At 56.2% G+C, this 16,253-nt stretch carries 13 protein-coding genes, 1 tRNA gene and 1 pseudogene; 4 read left to right on the forward strand and 11 right to left on the reverse strand.

The window, feature by feature from the left end:
* Positions 1 to 62: 62 nt before the first annotated feature.
* A tRNA-Arg gene (locus WJS89_RS03120) sits at positions 63 to 139 on the forward strand.
* Here WJS89_RS03120 and WJS89_RS03125 read toward each other — a convergent pair.
* From WJS89_RS03125 to WJS89_RS03140, 4 genes are all read right to left on the reverse strand, one after another.
* Positions 110 to 1,750: a recombinase family protein gene (locus WJS89_RS03125; protein ID WP_346339466.1), complete on the reverse strand. Its 1,641-nt coding sequence runs from the start codon at positions 1,748 to 1,750 to the stop codon at positions 110 to 112. The two genes, WJS89_RS03120 and WJS89_RS03125, sit on opposite strands and share 30 nt — an antisense overlap.
* A 273-nt stretch (positions 1,751 to 2,023) precedes the next feature.
* Positions 2,024 to 2,632 carry a hypothetical protein gene (locus WJS89_RS03130; protein ID WP_346339467.1) on the reverse strand — a complete coding sequence of 203 codons (609 nt, stop codon included), beginning with the start codon at positions 2,630 to 2,632 and terminating at the stop codon, positions 2,024 to 2,026.
* The gene (locus tag WJS89_RS03135) at positions 2,632 to 3,138 is read right to left on the reverse strand and encodes a hypothetical protein (RefSeq protein ID WP_346339468.1); all 507 of its coding nucleotides are present in this window, start codon (positions 3,136 to 3,138) and stop codon (positions 2,632 to 2,634) included. The genes WJS89_RS03130 and WJS89_RS03135 overlap by 1 nt, the downstream gene beginning before the upstream one ends.
* 102 nt (positions 3,139 to 3,240) lie before the next feature.
* A complete protein-coding gene (locus WJS89_RS03140; protein WP_346339469.1) occupies positions 3,241 to 5,469 on the reverse strand; it encodes a hypothetical protein in 2,229 nt (742 codons plus the stop codon).
* 221 nt (positions 5,470 to 5,690) lie between these two features.
* Between WJS89_RS03140 and WJS89_RS03145 the strand changes: the two genes are divergently transcribed.
* The 3 genes from WJS89_RS03145 to WJS89_RS03155 are packed head-to-tail and all read left to right on the forward strand — an operon-like array spanning position 5,691 to position 8,055.
* The gene (locus WJS89_RS03145; protein WP_346339470.1) at positions 5,691 to 6,347 is read left to right on the forward strand and encodes a hypothetical protein; all 657 of its coding nucleotides are present in this window, start codon (positions 5,691 to 5,693) and stop codon (positions 6,345 to 6,347) included.
* Entirely contained in the window at positions 6,344 to 6,556 is a 213-nt protein-coding gene (locus WJS89_RS03150; RefSeq protein WP_346339471.1) for a hypothetical protein, read from the forward strand. The genes WJS89_RS03145 and WJS89_RS03150 overlap by 4 nt, the downstream gene beginning before the upstream one ends.
* 11 nt (positions 6,557 to 6,567) lie before the next feature.
* Positions 6,568 to 8,055, forward strand: a complete 1,488-nt coding sequence (locus tag WJS89_RS03155) for a hypothetical protein (protein WP_346339472.1) — start codon at positions 6,568 to 6,570, stop codon at positions 8,053 to 8,055.
* 155 nt (positions 8,056 to 8,210) lie between these two features.
* Here the strand turns inward: WJS89_RS03155 and WJS89_RS03160 are convergent.
* From WJS89_RS03160 to WJS89_RS03190, 7 genes and pseudogenes are all read right to left on the reverse strand, one after another.
* A pseudogene (locus WJS89_RS03160) lies at positions 8,211 to 9,562 on the reverse strand (IS3 family transposase).
* 16 nt (positions 9,563 to 9,578) lie between these two features.
* A complete protein-coding gene (locus WJS89_RS03165; protein WP_346339473.1) occupies positions 9,579 to 9,959 on the reverse strand; it encodes a recombinase family protein in 381 nt (126 codons plus the stop codon).
* 635 nt (positions 9,960 to 10,594) lie between these two features.
* Positions 10,595 to 10,891, reverse strand: a complete 297-nt coding sequence (locus tag WJS89_RS03170) for a hypothetical protein (protein ID WP_346339474.1) — start codon at positions 10,889 to 10,891, stop codon at positions 10,595 to 10,597.
* An 897-nt stretch (positions 10,892 to 11,788) separates the two neighbouring features.
* Complete coding sequence (locus WJS89_RS03175; protein WP_346339475.1) at positions 11,789 to 12,280, reverse strand: GIY-YIG nuclease family protein; 492 nt, start codon at positions 12,278 to 12,280, stop codon at positions 11,789 to 11,791.
* A 443-nt stretch (positions 12,281 to 12,723) separates the two neighbouring features.
* Positions 12,724 to 12,861, reverse strand: coding sequence for a hypothetical protein (locus WJS89_RS03180; RefSeq protein ID WP_346339476.1), 138 nt, complete (start codon positions 12,859 to 12,861; stop codon positions 12,724 to 12,726).
* Between the two features lie 29 nt (positions 12,862 to 12,890).
* Positions 12,891 to 14,672, reverse strand: coding sequence for a DEAD/DEAH box helicase (locus WJS89_RS03185; RefSeq protein WP_346339477.1), 1,782 nt, complete (start codon positions 14,670 to 14,672; stop codon positions 12,891 to 12,893).
* A gap of 42 nt (positions 14,673 to 14,714) precedes the next feature.
* Positions 14,715 to 16,220: an AlbA family DNA-binding domain-containing protein gene (locus WJS89_RS03190; protein WP_346339478.1), complete on the reverse strand. Its 1,506-nt coding sequence runs from the start codon at positions 16,218 to 16,220 to the stop codon at positions 14,715 to 14,717.
* Positions 16,221 to 16,253: the final 33 nt, after the last annotated feature.

Raw genomic sequence — 16,253 nt, forward strand, 5'->3', positions numbered from 1 at the left:
GGCCGTGCAAGGCGTCTTGAACGGCGCGCGGCGACAGGCTAGGCGCTTTGGATGCCGGATCGGCACCCGTAGCTCAGCTGGATAGAGCGCTGCCCTCCGAAGGCAGAGGTCACAGGTTCGAATCCTGTCGGGTGCGCCATTTACGTTCGAAGGTGGGCACTGTGCCTTTTTGCATGGTGCCCACCCGACCGACGCCACGGGCGATATCGTTCGTGCCTCCTTTAATCCTTATAATGTTCGAGCCCACTTCGACGCGTTCGACGATCATTCGTGCATAGGCTTGTCGCATGGCAGGGTCGTCACCCCGCAGCTTGTCCCGAAGCAGCTCGGCGAATTGCTCAATCCGTTCACGAGTGACTCTTCGGTCCGAACTGGCCAGTTGCCGTTCCAGCAGCACGATGTCTGTCTTCACTTGAGCGAGTTGGGACGAGAGATCGCCATGCTTTTTCGCGAAGATGGCGTCGCTCGATGAAAAACGACCGTCGGCTACAAGATCGAGCAACCGCTCGAGGCCAGCTTCGAGGTGGGTTTTGCGACCGCGCAGCGACTTTAAAGTTTCACGACGTTCGGAGATGGCTTGATCGGAGTGATCGAGCCATCCTGCCAGAAGGGCCTGCAAGCGTTCTGGATGGAGAAGTCGAGCCTCGATGGCGTCGAGAACCGCCTCATCCAGTTTGGGCATCGATATGCGGTTACCCTTGCACGCCGTTTCGCCAGCGCGGGCTCTGTTCGAACAGGCGTAATATCGATACCGACCGCCTTTACCGGTCGATAAGGTCATGCCACCGCCACAGCCGTCGCCATCACACCCGCACTTCGCCAGCCCAATCAGAAGATTACTGGTCGTTGTGACCCGCGCCGGGGTCATTGCCGGTTGTTTTTGGACGAGGCGCGCTTGAACCGTCTGGAAGTTCTCTTCCGATACGATCGTTGGAACAGGGATCGGAATCCATTCTTCCTCCGGTCGCGTCACGCCCAGTTTGGAGTCGCGCTTGTTGTAGAATGCGACGCCGATATAGGCCGTATTCCGCAGTATTTTCTGCACGTTCGAAACGTGAAATTTCTTTCCGCGATGCTTGTAGCCATTCTCGTTGAGCCAGGCAGCGAGACGTGTGATGCCCAGTGGTAATTCGCCGGGTGGTCCGTCGAGATAAAGGCTGAAGATCTTCCGCACGACGAATGCTTCGTCTTCGAACACTTCCAGCTTCTTCTTGATCTTGCTGCCGCGCTTTTCCGCCTCGTAGGTTCGATATCCAAGCGGCGGCGTTTGACCGTTCCAGAAGCCCAATTCGGCATTCTTCAGCATCGCTCGTTGCGTATGCTTGGCCGTCTCGAGAGACTGGTATTCGTCAAACAGGGCGAGCATTCCCATCGCGAGGTCCGATGCTTCGTCGTCGCCGAATTCCTGCGTGATCGATACGATCCGCACCTGAGCGCGGCGAAGCGCAGCTCGATACTGCATGAAGTGAACGGCGTTGCGAAACATCCGCGACAGCGAATACGCGACAATGATATCGTAGGGCTTGTCGTCGGAAGTCGCCGCCTCGACCATCCGCTGGAATTCCGGACGATTGTCGTCGGTCGCCGATGCACCCGCATCGATCCTCGTTGCCACGAGTTCGGCATTGTTCGCCTCACACCACTTTTCCGCGCGCGCGATCTGATCCGGGATCGACAGGTCATTCGTGGCCTGTCGTCCCGTCGATACGCGCGCGTAGGCGCAGACTTTCGGCCGGGCATCACCACTCATTCTCTTTTCCTCTCGAACAGTTCATGCAATTCTCCCCCCAGAAGTTTGTCGACGAGCTCTAATTCAGCGTCGCTGCAGGCAAAGCCTTCGGGAAGCAGGTCGACCACGCACCGGCCGCCACAATCTCCTTTCGTTTCTCCGTCCCGATTGTTCATGCTGACTTTGTCGCACGATTCGGGGAGACCAAATTCCAACCTATCCCCGAAAGGCTTCAACCTCTTGGAATGGTGCGAATTTCGCGCGTTACGCCAGGACCTAGACGTGATAGCTTCGTCAAGTCGATTGGTTCAGGTGTTCCGACCAATGGCTATCGACCAAGTCCCTTCCTTCATCGGCAAGGAGAGGTCGAAGGAACTTCCCGAAGCCTGACGGCAGGAGCTGCCGTGCGAGCAGCATGAGGTGAACATGAGGGACCCCCGGGCGCGAGGCCCGAGATGGCACGTGCATGACGGCAATCGTCGGTGCGCCATATGTTCTCACGAGTGTCGTTCCGAATGCGCGCCCTGTCTCCCATGCACTATGAAGTTGGATGGGGTCGCCTGGCTCGTCGACTTGCGGGAACCGTAAGGTCACGATGATGGCGAGATCCTTGACGTCCCCGAAACTCTGATCGTCGTAGGCTTCGACGAGGCGCCGCGGCGTCACAAGATCGTCACTCGCCCCAACCGGCAGCAGGACGTCGTGCCGATAGCATGTGGGCAAGGGCCACGGTGTTGACCAGTCTTTCGGTGCCGACACCGGGAAGAGCCGCTTCGCGACAAACCTCGTAGCGTTGAGAGCATTCGCGCCTTCGACCCTTGCGACTCCGAACGACAGATTGGGGTGCGCGCCCACTACGGGATCGTAGTCGAGGCCCGGCGGTGCCTTGATCTTACGAGCCATCAGGCGACCTCTCGCCCGCAGGTCAGATTGGCGATCAGCTTCGCTGCACGGCAAAGGCCATCGCTCCGCTCGTCGTTCGACGCGAACGGCGGAATGTCCGAGAATTGCAGGCCGGTGCGGCTCAGGAGAAAATGACGGCCCGGATGGGGACCCACAAGCCAGGTGCGATGCTTTTGATCGATGAAGAGCCGGTGGCGCGTAGTTGCCTCGTTGTCCTTCGAGAAGAAGCTGAAGATGACGTCATCGAGCACCTCAGGGAAGAAGCCGTGATGTGCGAGAAGGACGTCGACGCCGCCTTTGGACCCAACAAATTGCATGGCTCGATCAAATGCCGGCGGAAGACACGGCGTCGTCGCAATCACCAAGTGAATGTCGGGAAGATAGAGGGCTCCCGCGGGAAGGCCGTGCCCGATCTTGTAGCCTCGAGCCTGCTCGGTCAGGCAGAGCATCAGTGAACGCATGCGCTCGCTGACGATTGACGGTTCGAAAAGAGGATTATTGTTCATCGGGAAGCTCCGTTTTCGTTAATCGCTTCCCTCTGTTTTTCATTCCGAAGGAAGCTTACTCCCTCCCGTCCATTCCATTTCTGCGCCAGCGGCGCGCTCCCTTCACCTTCCTCTTTGCTGGTTCATCATCTCCTGTAGCCAGCGCAGCCTCTCAAAATCCTCGTCAGCCGACGAGGATGGTTCGCTCGACGGCGCAATCGCTGGCGTTTCGTCGGTCTCCTCAGATACTTCGGTCTGACGACGTTCGGGTTCTCTCGCGAATTCTTGGCCAAGATCAGCCTCGCCAGTCGCCGGCCCAGTATTTTTCAGCTCAGCATCAGGCTGCGATGGCGTCGTTGGCGATTTTTCAGACTGCTCTTTCGATCTCGGATTTGCACGTTCCACCTGCTTGGTGGCTGACGCGGGGCGATCAGCCTCTCCCATTTGATTTGATCGCACGTCGACACCGCCCGTCGGTCTCGGACGTGCCCTCTTCGCTTGGCTCTCGCCAGGTGCAGCCGTTGCGGTCGCATCCGAATCCGACGAGCCAGCGAACCTGGCCCGCACATGTGCGCGAAGGCGCTGTTGTCGATCTCGCATGTCGAGGTCGGCGGGCTGAGCAGCTCCGGCCGGTTCTATCGTCGGAGTGGGCTCTGGCGAGGCAAGATTCTCCGACAACGTCGATGGAAGGTTCTGGACCTCGTCGAGCATCTTGGCGGTAACCGTCGATCGGACCGGCCTCCGGCGGCTTGCTGCGACTGAAGAGGAATAGAGGTCTAGAACCTCGCGACTGCGCGATCGGGCAACGTCCAGCCGTCGAATGACCTCTGCTATTGCGGATCTCACTCGTTCTTGAATCGCATCGAGACGCACCTCCAGCTTTGAATTCGCGGTGTCTACGGGGGTACCCTGGTCTCCGCTGCGCGGAGGTGGCGCCGATGCAGCAGTTCGCATTCGATCTTCGAAAGACGTCAATCGTGCTGAAAGGTGTCCGCGGAGGGCTTCGATCCTAATTCGGCGTGTCGTCAGGCGACCCTCAGGACCGAAGGGCTGCGCATTCTCCGATCGAATCTCGTCCTTCATTTTCGAGAGGCAGGAGAGCGTCCTAGCCGAAACTACGCTATTACGTCGGGCGAGCTCCGATGAACGGATCGACCGCTCCATTCCCTTCATTTTTCTCGAAAGATGCTCGTGGCACGAGTTCAATCGGACATGTGCCGCGCTGGTTGCTCGCTCTTCCGTTGTGGCTATGAGCGCCAAGCGATCTTGCAATGTTCGCGATATTGCTTCGATGCGCGGTGGGTGTCTCTGCAGGCTAGCCCGCATGTCCGCTGCAAGTGATCGGAACCGGTTCAAACGCGCCAATCGGGTTTCATTGGCTTTGAGGCGACGCATCGCCCAGGTTTTGATCTGGCCAATTTTTGGCGGCGGGAGCGGCATCCCTCGGGCGCGATTGCTGAGCGGCGTGTAGGTCTTCGCGATCCGAGCGCGGCGCAGATGCTCGTTGATCGTTGCCACCACCGCCTCGCGTCGACTGCGAATGCCGTCGGGGCAATTGATTTTGGTGTGCTTGGCGAGGCCGAACGACCATTCGAACGGTTCGAGGCGCTTCGCCGGTCGCAATGAGTAGATGAGGTGGCAATGATAGTTCCGCTGATCGCCTCCACGATCGGGCGTATGTAGCGCGGCAACGAATGGAAGCCCGCGCTCGCGAAAGAAGCCGCAGATTGCATCGACCGTTTCGCGCCGCTGCTGCGCGGTCATCTCGTAGGGAAGCGAGATGATTTCCGTACAGTAGACGTTCGCATTCCTGCGATCGTGACGCTCGACATCCTCCAGCGTACGGAGAAAGGCGACCAATTCGCTGCGGTCGTCGGCGATATTCGACCACCAGCCGCGCTCTTCTTCTTCCAATGCATCTTCGCGCGTGATGTAGCGGGCCGCACGGACGGCCTCTCCCGAACGCCAAATTCGTTTGCCGCGTGCGCCGAGGCCTCTGGCGACAAAGCTGAAATGCAGCGAGAACTTTCCATCAGGGCCGCGAGCGATACTGGTTCCGACTGATCCGTCGAGGATCCCTTTCGTACGATGATACAGCTTCTTCGCCGTCCGATGTCCGAGCCTAGGTCGATGGTCTTCAAGTACCTTGATTCTGATGCCATGTCGGCGAAGCCGTTCCAGTTCCTGCTCATCCTGACGGATGCGACGTCGATGGAGCCGATCCCGTGTAGCGTCGTCCCGGGCGGCACCCCGACTCGCCATCGTATCGCGGTAGCGAGCCGATCGGGCAGCCTTGAGCGCGTCTGCCAAAGCCGCATTTCGTGATTTCAACGACTGTGATTCGAGCTGCATCTTCGACCTATTCTGCTTCTCGAGGGGGGTGGGTTGGTGTTGCTCGGGTCGCTTCGCAAACGAGAAACACTTTATCGCGCACCACCCCCCTCTCACTTCCGACCTATCCCTACCCGCCCCTCGAACTTGCGACTTCCAACCTATCCCCTGAACCGAGGGGATTCGTGGCTTGGGGGATAGGTTGGAATAGGGACCGGGGAAGATGGATTATCCATTCCCTCATGACAAACGAATCGAACGAGCTGAACCCGGTCGCCGACGTGCTGAAGCGACTTGGTGAATCGCAAAGACTGATGGAAGGAGACATCGAGATAGTACGCGAGGGCATCTCCGAGCTACGCCGGCTATCGCAAGCCGCGTCCCATCGCCGAGGCGGAGCAGGATCGCGCGATGCGAAGAAATACGAGCTTGGTTCGGTGCTCTGGTTGCACGGTCTCGGCGACCTCGACGCGCAGACCCTGACCGGCTTGCTCGCGCATCCCGCACTGCTGTTGAGATGGCTCGGTCAGGAACTGATACGCGACGAGAGCGCTCCGGTCGTCGTGCTGGTGGCACGGCTTCTGTCGCAGCCCGGCAGGGCCGCATTCCTCAAGCAGTGGGGCCGGATCCTCGAGTGGCGGTACCGAAAGCCGCTCTACGACGCGACCGTGTCCTCGTTCTTGGAAAGCGGCCGAACCGGTCCAGATGAGGCATGGCGAAGCCGCGACATTAAGATCGAACAACAGGCCCTTATGGATACGCTAGCAGATTTACTCGAGATCGACGACCCTCAACTCAAGACGAGAGGCGAAGCTTTCGACTGGATCTATAAGTACGGCGGCAATCCGACTTATTGGCGCGAGCCACCCATTCCCGATGTTGGGGGGGCCGAGCAATGACCCAGGGACCCACGATAGATGATACTTTTGTGCGCTTCGAAAAAGTCGAACGGCAGTTGGAAGAGAAATTACAGGAGGCAGAGAAAGAGCAGGCTGAAGGTCGAACCGGTCTGCAGGCCATCATCGACGCTCAGGCGCTTTCACGCGAACTTAACTCGATCGGGATGACATTAACGCTCATGATCGATGAAGCGAGGAAAGCGTTGTGAAGGGAAAGGCGGTGTACGGGAACAAGAAGGAGAAGAAGAAGCAAAAGCGTACCCTTCGCGACCAAGAGACCAGAAAACTCCATAAAGAGGCTAATAAGAAAAGAGGATTCCGCGACGCAAGCTTTGATTCTCTGATCGACCCATTGGTGTCCGGTCTTGAGAGGAATGGTCGGAACTTCGACGCGGCAGCTTTTTACCAATGGAAGCTTCATCAAATCCTATACGCGGACACGCCACCGGGTGAGTATGCGATGCGACTGTTCGACCCTTCGATCAAGAGCGTTCATGTTCTTGCTTTTGGATTGCTGACTCATCGGCTCGACACGATCCCGGACGAGCTTATTCCGCAGCAAGGAGATCTCGAAACGGACCTCCGGATTTTATGCGAACGAATGATCACGCGCGATCGAGACGAGGGCCTGATCGAAAGGACTATCGAGGGCTGGGGCGGAAAATTATGGACTGAAACTGAGATGGAGAACCATGTCGATCAATTGATCGACATTTTGCGTGTAGATCGACGACTGTATTTGTCGATCGTTTCCGGGCGGCATTGGGAGGTCGTGGAAGCCTTGGCGCACGACAAAATCCCCCAGGCATTATCTCCAGAAGCAATCAAGCGTATATTGTTTCGCCAAGGTCACCTCTGGTGCGCGCACGATGTCCAGCTGGTGGTTGCTCGGAACCGATTCTACGAGAAATTCCTAGTGGAAGGTGTGGTCGAACACGACAAAGAGGTCTTGCGTGTGAAGACCTATTTTGACACCTTCAAAGAGGCTTTTTCGCAGCTCGAAAGGTTCTGCGCCATTCAGAATTTTGAGGGTTCAGAAAGAAAGGCCGCGGAAGAAAAGTTTCTCGACGATTTGGAAAAGTCCAAGCTCAAAGACCTCAAATCTTCGCTGGAGACGAGCGTTGCATCGACGTCGTTAGCCGATGACCCTGCGGTTTTTGTCAGGCTCGAAGAGATTGAACGCGAAATCGCTTCCCGCGTCGATAACCCGACATCGGAGCTTATGAAGATTCTGAGCGGCCAGACTGATCCCGATTCCTTAACTACGACCTTTCACAAAAAGTTTTTCGGTTTCACGAACCTGAAAGCAACCGCACTATGCGTGATGCGACTTCTGCAATTCGAGGTCGAAGGTGCGGGCATGATCGATTCGGCAGTTGAAGCAGCTCGAAAGGAAGGCACGCCTATATTTGCGCCGATGGGGCGATTTTCAGACGGTGAGAAATTCTCTCAGAAAGGAAATCGCGCTGGGTCATCTCTGAAAGATCGTTTTACGGCACTCTTATGGGAAGTGCGACGGGTTCTGCTTGAAGATATTAACGAAAGTGGGGATGAGCCCATCAAGAAATCGTACGAGGAGTTTAAGGTAGCGATCAAGAATATTCGCGTGTGCGAGAAAACGGATGCAAAGTTCAAAAGGTTTGATCGTGACGAGATATTGATGATTGATGTCTTACCGGACCGAAGACTGCAGCAGCCGAGCCACTAGTTGCAATTGAGGCACTTCGTGAAAAATCCTCCCCACTTCTGCTGCGTTCAGTCTGGCGGAAAAAGTAGGCCAGATGACATCTGTCCGTCGTCAGAACATTTGGCACAACTCGCGGCGTAGATCAGCGGAGAGTGGGCGTCGTCTTGGTTTGATTTTTAGGCGGCGAGCTTGCGGTGTTGCAAGCGCCGATATTCGAGTGTCTGTCGCTTGATCCTTTCTCTTCGTTTGATGATGGCAGGCGCCCTGCCGAAGTAGGCAGCGGCAGGCGTTACGTTGTCGAGGCTCTCGTGGTAGCGCTAATGGTTGTAGTGCTCGACGAAGGCCTCGATCTGCTGTTCGAGATCGCCGGGGAGGAAGTAGTTTTCAAGCAGCACGCGGTTCTTGAGCGTCTGGTGCCAGCGCTCGATCTTGCCCTGGGTCTGCGGATGGAAGGGCGCGCCGCGCACATGGTCCATGGCCTTGCCATCGAGGTAGTCAGCCAGTTCTCCGGCGATGTAGCTTGGGCCATTATCGCTGAGCAGGCACGGCCTGTGCAGGACATTGGCATGGTCGCAACCTGAGGCTTCCAGTGCCATGTCCAGCGTGTCGGTGACATCGCTGGCGCACATGGTGGAGCCAAGCCGCCAAGCGATGATATAGCGCGAGTAATCGTCGAGCACGGTCGATAGATACATCCAGCCCCACCCGATAATCTTGAAGTAGGTGAAGTCGGTCTGCCACATCTCGTTCGGCCGGGTGGTCTTGGTGTGGAACTGATCGGCGGCCTTGATCACCACATAGGCCGGGCTGGTGATCAGGTCATGGGCCTTCAGAAGGCGGTAAACCGTGGCTTCCGACACGAAGTAACGCCTTTCGTCGGTAAAGCGCACCGCCAGCTCCCGTGGGCTCAGCTCGGACTGCTCCAGCGCCAGTTCGATGATCTGATCATGGATGTCAGACGGGATCCGGTTCCACACGCGGCCCGGTGCCGATGGCCGATCTTCCAACGCCTCCGGTCCGCCTTCGAGGAACCGGTCGTACCAGCGGTAGAACGTTCGGCGTGCGATCCCCAGCTTGTCGAGGGTGAGCTTCGCCGGCAAATGCGACTGCTCGACGATCCGGATGATCTCGAGCTTGTCGGATGCGGGATATCTCATTCGTCGTCGCCCCCATCCGCGATCATGCTTTTTTTGAGCAGACGGTTTTCGAGCGTCAGGTCGGCCACGCATTCCTTCAGATCGCGCGCTTCACGGCGCAGATCCTTTACCTCATCGGTGGTAGCAGCACGGGCTGTATCGCCAGCAAGCCTGCGCTTGCCGGCCTCCATGAACTCCTTGGACCAGGTGTAATACAGGCTCTGTGCGATCCCTTCACGGCGGCACAGCTCGGCAATGGAGTCATCGCCGCGTAGGCCATCGAGCACGATGCCGATCTTGTCTTCAGCAGAGAAATGCCGACGGGTCTTGCGGCGGATGTCCTTCACCACCTGCACGGCAGGCAATTTGGACCTTGAGGATTTGGGCTTCATCTTCGTTCCTTCGTCACTACGACGAAGCCCAAATCCTCCTTAAATCACAACCGCAAATCTGTGCCATAGGTGCTGACGGGAGACAGTCGGTGCCGTCGAAGCGGATCGCCGGGTCATGGATGCGAAGGATCGCGCCGCGTTCAATAACCCGCTTGCCGATAGTCAGGAGATCGCCGGTATCACGGGCCAGCCTGTCAGGATGAAGGGCGAGAAGTTCGTCGCCGGGTTCGAGGAGCCGCAGGGCTGCTTCAAGCTGGTCACGACCGTTGAGGGATGATCCGTTCCCAGTCTCGCAGAACACCACCACTGCACAAAGCTCTTCGAGCCGATCCTTCTGGCTCTGGATGTCCTGCCCCTCGTTGGTGCTGATTCTTGCGTAACCCAGCGTCTTGCCCATCCAGCCTCCAAGTGTCTCGTATGGATTTAAGACCCTCTCACAGAACTGTCTTTTGGCAAGAAAAAGAACCCATGCGAGACGCAATCAGCGTCTCAAATCTGTCCCGCCCATGGTTACCTATCTGGGGCATAAGAGGTCTTGCCAGAGCTTACTTCCGTGGTTTCCCCGCATCAGAGCGCTTCGGAAGCCAACGCCCCTCTTTGGCCTTTGCTCGGGTAAGGCCCGCGTTCGGCCCAGACTTCACCTTCGGGCCGCCCTTGGTTCGATCGTTGCCGTGGCGATCATTTTTTCCCATAAGCTTAGTCGTCCTTATCGGTAACGCTCTTGAACAGAACCAGTGCACCAGCCCCAAGGATTGCGCCTGTCGTAACTGCCGCAAACGGCAAAGCATAGGCGATGGCTCCGCCAGCCAGAGCCCCAGTTGCGATCCGCTTTCCTAGCTTCGTCTTGAGAGCAGCCTGCCCAGTTTCGACCGCTTGCTTTGCGATGGGCTCACCATGCGCGCGAACATAGGATGTCCCTGACTTCACGCTTTCCTTTATTCCATCGATATTCGGACGCCTCATCTCTACCCCCTAAACCGTGAAGCTCTCCTTCTCGCATGAGAGTTTGGATTCGCACCACAAAATACGACATCACCTCATTCTGTCTCGGTGGGTGACCTTGCGATAGCTGCGCGCCACGGTGATTGCCGTGCCTTCGTCGGACAAGACGATATACGCATTCTTCAAGCGATCGCATGCCTTGAAGGCCCTATCGCCAAGGTCGGCCCTGATCTCGGCCAAGACATCCTTAGTGAAGGTAAGGCTCCGGGCTCCGTCGCGAGTTCGTCGGGACGAACCGTATTGTAGAAGCGTCTCAACAACGAGTTCGGTGAGGCCGCGTTGCTGGAAGCGATACTCAAAATGCTCGCTGCGGATAATGCCATCCATCGGGTAATCTCCCTTTTCGATGGCTATTCATCATATGCATATTGGCGGTGCGGTCAAAAGCCCGAACTGTCAGGTAGCGCGCCGCCAAAAGGCCGTTCTAAAACAGGGCGAACACCTCAATAGTGTCAGGTCATTGAACGGCCTCAGAAAGTGTCAGGTAACTACTTGACAGATTCGTTTTCGGCCTCATTTGCATTTTAATCAGGTTTCAGAACACCAAAAACCGCCGCGCAAACGCGCATCAGAATTAAGAAAAAGGGCGTTGGAAAAGGCCGCCTAATTAGAGAGCCGAAACAGACGGGCGTCGGTGGGGTCTTCAAACTCGATCCTCACCGCACCCTTCTTCCAGCGTTCAAGCGGACGCCAGCGCCCGACACAATTCTCGGCACACCAACGGCGTAGTTTATCTGCCTTTTCTTCCGGACATTCGTGAGGATGGAGCGGCTTCACGATCGTGGTCGAAGCCTTAAAGGGGGGCTGAGGGGCGGGACGGATTCGCCTGCAAAGGTGGGCGAGTGGATGTGTGTTCGTCATCCGGTATTTAGCTCAGCGGCATTGACGACAGAACCTAGCTTGGATGACAATGGTTCAAGGCCACCGTGCTACAACGCTATCCTGTCCTGATCTCACCCGAGCCACACCGCAGACCCGTTCCGATCGACGACTCGCACCTGCTCATAGTTTGGGCGCTTGGCGACTGCCTTTGCGTCGAAGATCGCCTGAACTTCCGATCCGAACCCACTCGACGCGTTCTGCCAGATCGATGAACCGCGAGCCATGTATTGAACTTTGTATGACATTGGTGCCGCCTTTCCCTGCGATTGGAAAGGCTCTCATCAGTTCGAAAATCCGTCAAGTAGTTCTTTTAGTTCAATTTTCTTGAAAACGCCGAACGGATCAAGCTCCCATTCGGTGAGGGTCATTAGCAAATGGAGGCTGACCGTAGGCGGCGCGGAAATCGGCAATCATCTTGGCCTCGACTTCCGCTGGATCGAGCCCCGGAGTTTCCTTCCAAGCCACCAATAGAGTGGATGACTCCTCCAATTGCCAAATTAATCTGCCGCCCCAGTGTCCGATCTTTTTCCCGGCACCGAACTTGGCGAACTCGCTCAAGCGTCGGCGCAGGCTATTCGCCTTTCCGATGTAGACCACCTCGGCATCTTCGACCCAGTTCGCGACAAGGGTTCCGTGCGGAACGGTGGGATCGCGGTCCTTGAACCAGCCTCCGCAACTCTGATCCAGAAAACAGGGCGGGTTCAGATCTATTCGGATGACGACATATACCCCGCCGGAAGTCGGGCACGGATCGGCAGCCGAAAGGTAATCGAAGGTCATCCATCGCACAAAACCGTCAGCCTCAAGTTGCGAACGAGAAAATTGCTGCTTCATTCATGGTATCCTTCAAATAACTCACTGATTGGCAGTTAGCATTCGTGAAACGCGACCGACCTTCCTATACTCTCAAAGGCGTCGAGCGCTTCTTCTTCAGTCGCGTCTTCAGGCAGCAGGTCATCCTCATTTTCTATATCGTAGTTATAATAGTCTATTAGGTCATCGAGAGCCTCACGATGACTCCTAAAGGCGGAAATGCGCTTTCCAATAACTGTAACATAGATTGGTTCATAAATAGTATTACTATGATTATTCATGTGGACTTATACCTCTTTCGATAAGATAAGGCTCCACACTATACATGATGGCTGATATTGACATTATTTAAATACTGATTTTTCAGATTTCTAATCAATAAAAATGAATATTAAGCGAACAAAGAGTTGTTAAGATTACCTCTTGATCCCGATTCAACAAACAATTAGCGAATGAAAGCATACTTATTCGAGCGGCTCGCTGCTCGCGAATGGATCGAAATCTGTTGTGCGGCACCATTGATCTTTCGCGGCATGGACTTTGTCTTCGCAATCCTGCGGGCTGGGAATTTTGAATACTGCGGATTCTGATTTGAGGCTCATCCTGCGAGGAAACCGAAACCTGAAATTTCTCATTGAAAGCTGAACGGTTTCGAATATCGGCCTGCCGTTTGCCAGAGCTTCGTCGCTTGCCCGTGAATTTTCTTCAAGGCACGCTTTTTAAGGTCGTTCTGATGAAAGGGAATTACCACATGGGCCTTAGCGCGTGAGATGGCGACATTGACCAGTCGATCCCCCTCGCGACCTGCGAAAAAGCTGCTCGACGCATCGACTGGATCGAAGACCACCAAGGTGCGTTCACTTCCCTGCGCGCGATGAACTGTGCTGACGCTTACCTCGGGATGGCTGCGTCTGATCATTGATCTGATGAGGGCGACTTGCGCCCTGTATGGGGTGAGAACAACTACTTCGTTCGGTTCGACATATGATCCCGCCAGTTCGTCCAATACTTTGGTAATGAGGTGAGCAGACTTGAAGCGGATGAAGCCACCATACTTTGTTGAATACTGCGCAGGCTCATCGACCTCATCGAAGCAAAGACGAGGAACTTCCCGTCCATTCACGAAAAAGGGTGAGCGGGCTTCACGCCAATTCTCATCGCGCACAGCCTTCTTGCAGACGAGCAATTCGCCGCCATAAAAAGTATCACCAACCGCGCCGCATATCGCCTGCGTCATTCGCGATTGCTCGTTGAGGTGCGCCGTCTTCACATGTGCAAACACATCGAACGCTGTGCGTGCAAGGACTGCTCGCGTAGACTTGCTGTCGGTGCGAGCGATCGGTGAAAGCTGCTGAGGATCGCCCGCAAATATCGTGCGATCTCCCATCGCCGTCATCATCATCGCAGCGGGGCCGAGGACTTGAGATGCCTCATCGCAAAGCACGAACGGGAAGGGTTGGCTTCGCAATTCTTCATGCCAACGAACGGCGGTGGCGACAGTAACTCCGACAACCCTTGCTGAGGCGGCGGTGCTGCCGATCTCAGCCCCCAGACTCGCACGAGCCGCTGTCATCTGGTCCTTCCACTTTGCGTAGTCGGCAATCTTGGTCTTTGGTGGTTCCGAGGCTTCGAGCAGTAGGTATGCATTGACGCGATCCGCCACCTCAGGTGCGAGCAGATGAGGCCGATCGACATACTTCCGGGGATCGAAGTGAGCACCGATCCTTTTGGTTCTACGGGCGAGATCGGGACGATCGATGCGGTGCAGCCAATCATCTATCGATAGGATCGCGGTATCCACCGCTACATTCGTCGGTCCGACAACAAGGACGCGAGCTTTGGAATACCGGGTGAGCAAGTGGGCCACCATCGCGCCGATGGTGAAGCTCTTGCCAGTTCCGGGCGGACCGACGACGATCGAGCATCTAAACGCAGTGTTCTGGACCGCGTGAGCCTGCCTTTCGCGCAAGTCTGACAGCATGGAAGGCAATGGCTCAATCGGGTTGAGAGGATTGAGTTCTTCCTTCGATTGCCTCAGCCGTTTGGCAGCGCGAGCAGCTATCGGCCCATTCCACATGTCGATGAGCGGCCCGAGGAAATCGTTCAAATATACCCAGATCGATTCCCCCGGCGCAGGAGGGCCGCCTTCGATCGGCTGCACAACTATTCGGTCATTATCCGCATCGACAAACTTAATGAGGCCGCCGTGCTCTAAGTCCGAACCCCACCTAACACGCGCACCTTCGAGGCTGTCGTCGAGCGGCAATTTGTGTCGAGTTTTGCCGGGTTTCACCGACATTACGATGAACGAATCGTCCCACCCAGCACCAAGCACCTCAAAGATCGCTCCCTTGAGATTGAGGGATCGTTCTTCTCCGAGGGCTTCAACAATTCTCTCGCGGGTCAGAGCCAACTACAGCCTTCCTTTTCGCATTGTCAGAGGGCTCTCAAAGCCTCAGGTGGCTGGAACGAGCGGGCCAAATTCCACCTCATCAAGCCGAGCGGCGGCTCGGCGAATGTACCCGAGCAGGTTTCGATCATTCTCGCGCTCATCCCATATCGCCAAGCTCGCCCGAAGCAGGTCGCGGAAGTGATCGAAATGAGCAGCATCGGCGTCCCACATTCCGGTCAATGCCGAGCAAATTTCCTTTGCTTCTCGCGGAGAGGAGATTGTCACCTTGCTCGCATTCCGAATACGATTGAATGTCGCGCCACGATGGCCACCGAGCTTGGAGTGGAGAGTTCTCTCACCCGCAAGCAAGTTTATCAGGCCTGCTCTCGAGTCGGTGCGCGCATTCTTGTAAGCCTTTAGGGTAGCAATCGCCTCTGTTCGTGTCTGACCGGCAAGGTGAAGGTAGTAAAAGATTGGCAGGGTGAAGCCTTGCTCGTGGCTCACCTGCTTGAAATACGAAAGCGGCTGCTCGACCGGCGTTCGCTCGATAAAGTTCCGCAGGATGGCATCCACGGTGACCTCCTCTCGGACGGTCTTCGTCGTCACTAGCGCATCGACGGGGACGGTTTGCGCGTCCCCGATTACACGCAGGGTGGGCTCGCCACTGACCTCATCGAACTCGCCTTCACGAATGAATTTGATCTGAGCCAGAGATTGAGGGTCGATCAAGATTGGACGCTGTCCGCCCTCGAGCTTACCCTCAGCCAAGTTCGCGACCATCGCGTCCGAAGGGCCAAGTTCGAGCAGGCGCTGCACCATGGGCATGATCGATTCGCGGCTCTGACGGTCTCGCTCATCGAGTATCGCGCGCAAGTCAGCGTAGCATATGGGTCGAGTTTCGCCGGGGTAGCGGTAGTAGATAAAGCCCTCGACCAGTTCCCCTTCGGTTTTGCCAGCGATGACCGGCTTCGAACGATGTGGCTCAACATGGATGATGCCGACAGTCAGGGATTCGAGAGTCAGCGTCGCCACTTGGAAGCGCGGTGTCGGCTCGAGTGCTGAGCGAATGGTTTGGCTGAATTTGTTCTGATCGGTTTCGGTGAACCTATCGTCGCTAAGCCCGCATACAGCGAACCCATCAGGCTTATCCTTAACCCCGAAGAAGAGGTATCCGCCTCTGTGATTTGCAAAGCCAGCGATCGTTTTCAGCGGCTTGCCGAAGCCCCTCAGATTGAAGTTCTCCTTGCACTCAAATTCATCGGACTCGCCTACTGTGCATCGCCAAACGCCATCGGCACCCGTGGAGAAGAACGAGCGGAGGGTCTTTTCGGCTACCGGATCGACAGTCTCCGGAGCAGTTTGTGCAGCAAGGGGGGAGACGATCTCTGATGGCTTGAATTGCGCCATGAACGCCCGAGCTTCTTCCTCGGTGGCTCTGGCCACTTCTGGCCCATAGCTGCGATTGCGGATGCCAGTGATCCGACCGGAATTGACCGCACGATCCTGCCGATTGAAATAGAACTGGATGTCCTTGTTCTTCATCCCCATGCGCAGCATGGCTTTGATCAATCCGATTTCCTCATCACTAATCGATCGCTTGGG

The organism is Sphingomicrobium aquimarinum, assembly GCF_039655735.1.
Lineage (GTDB): Bacteria > Pseudomonadota > Alphaproteobacteria > Sphingomonadales > Sphingomonadaceae > Sphingomicrobium > Sphingomicrobium aquimarinum.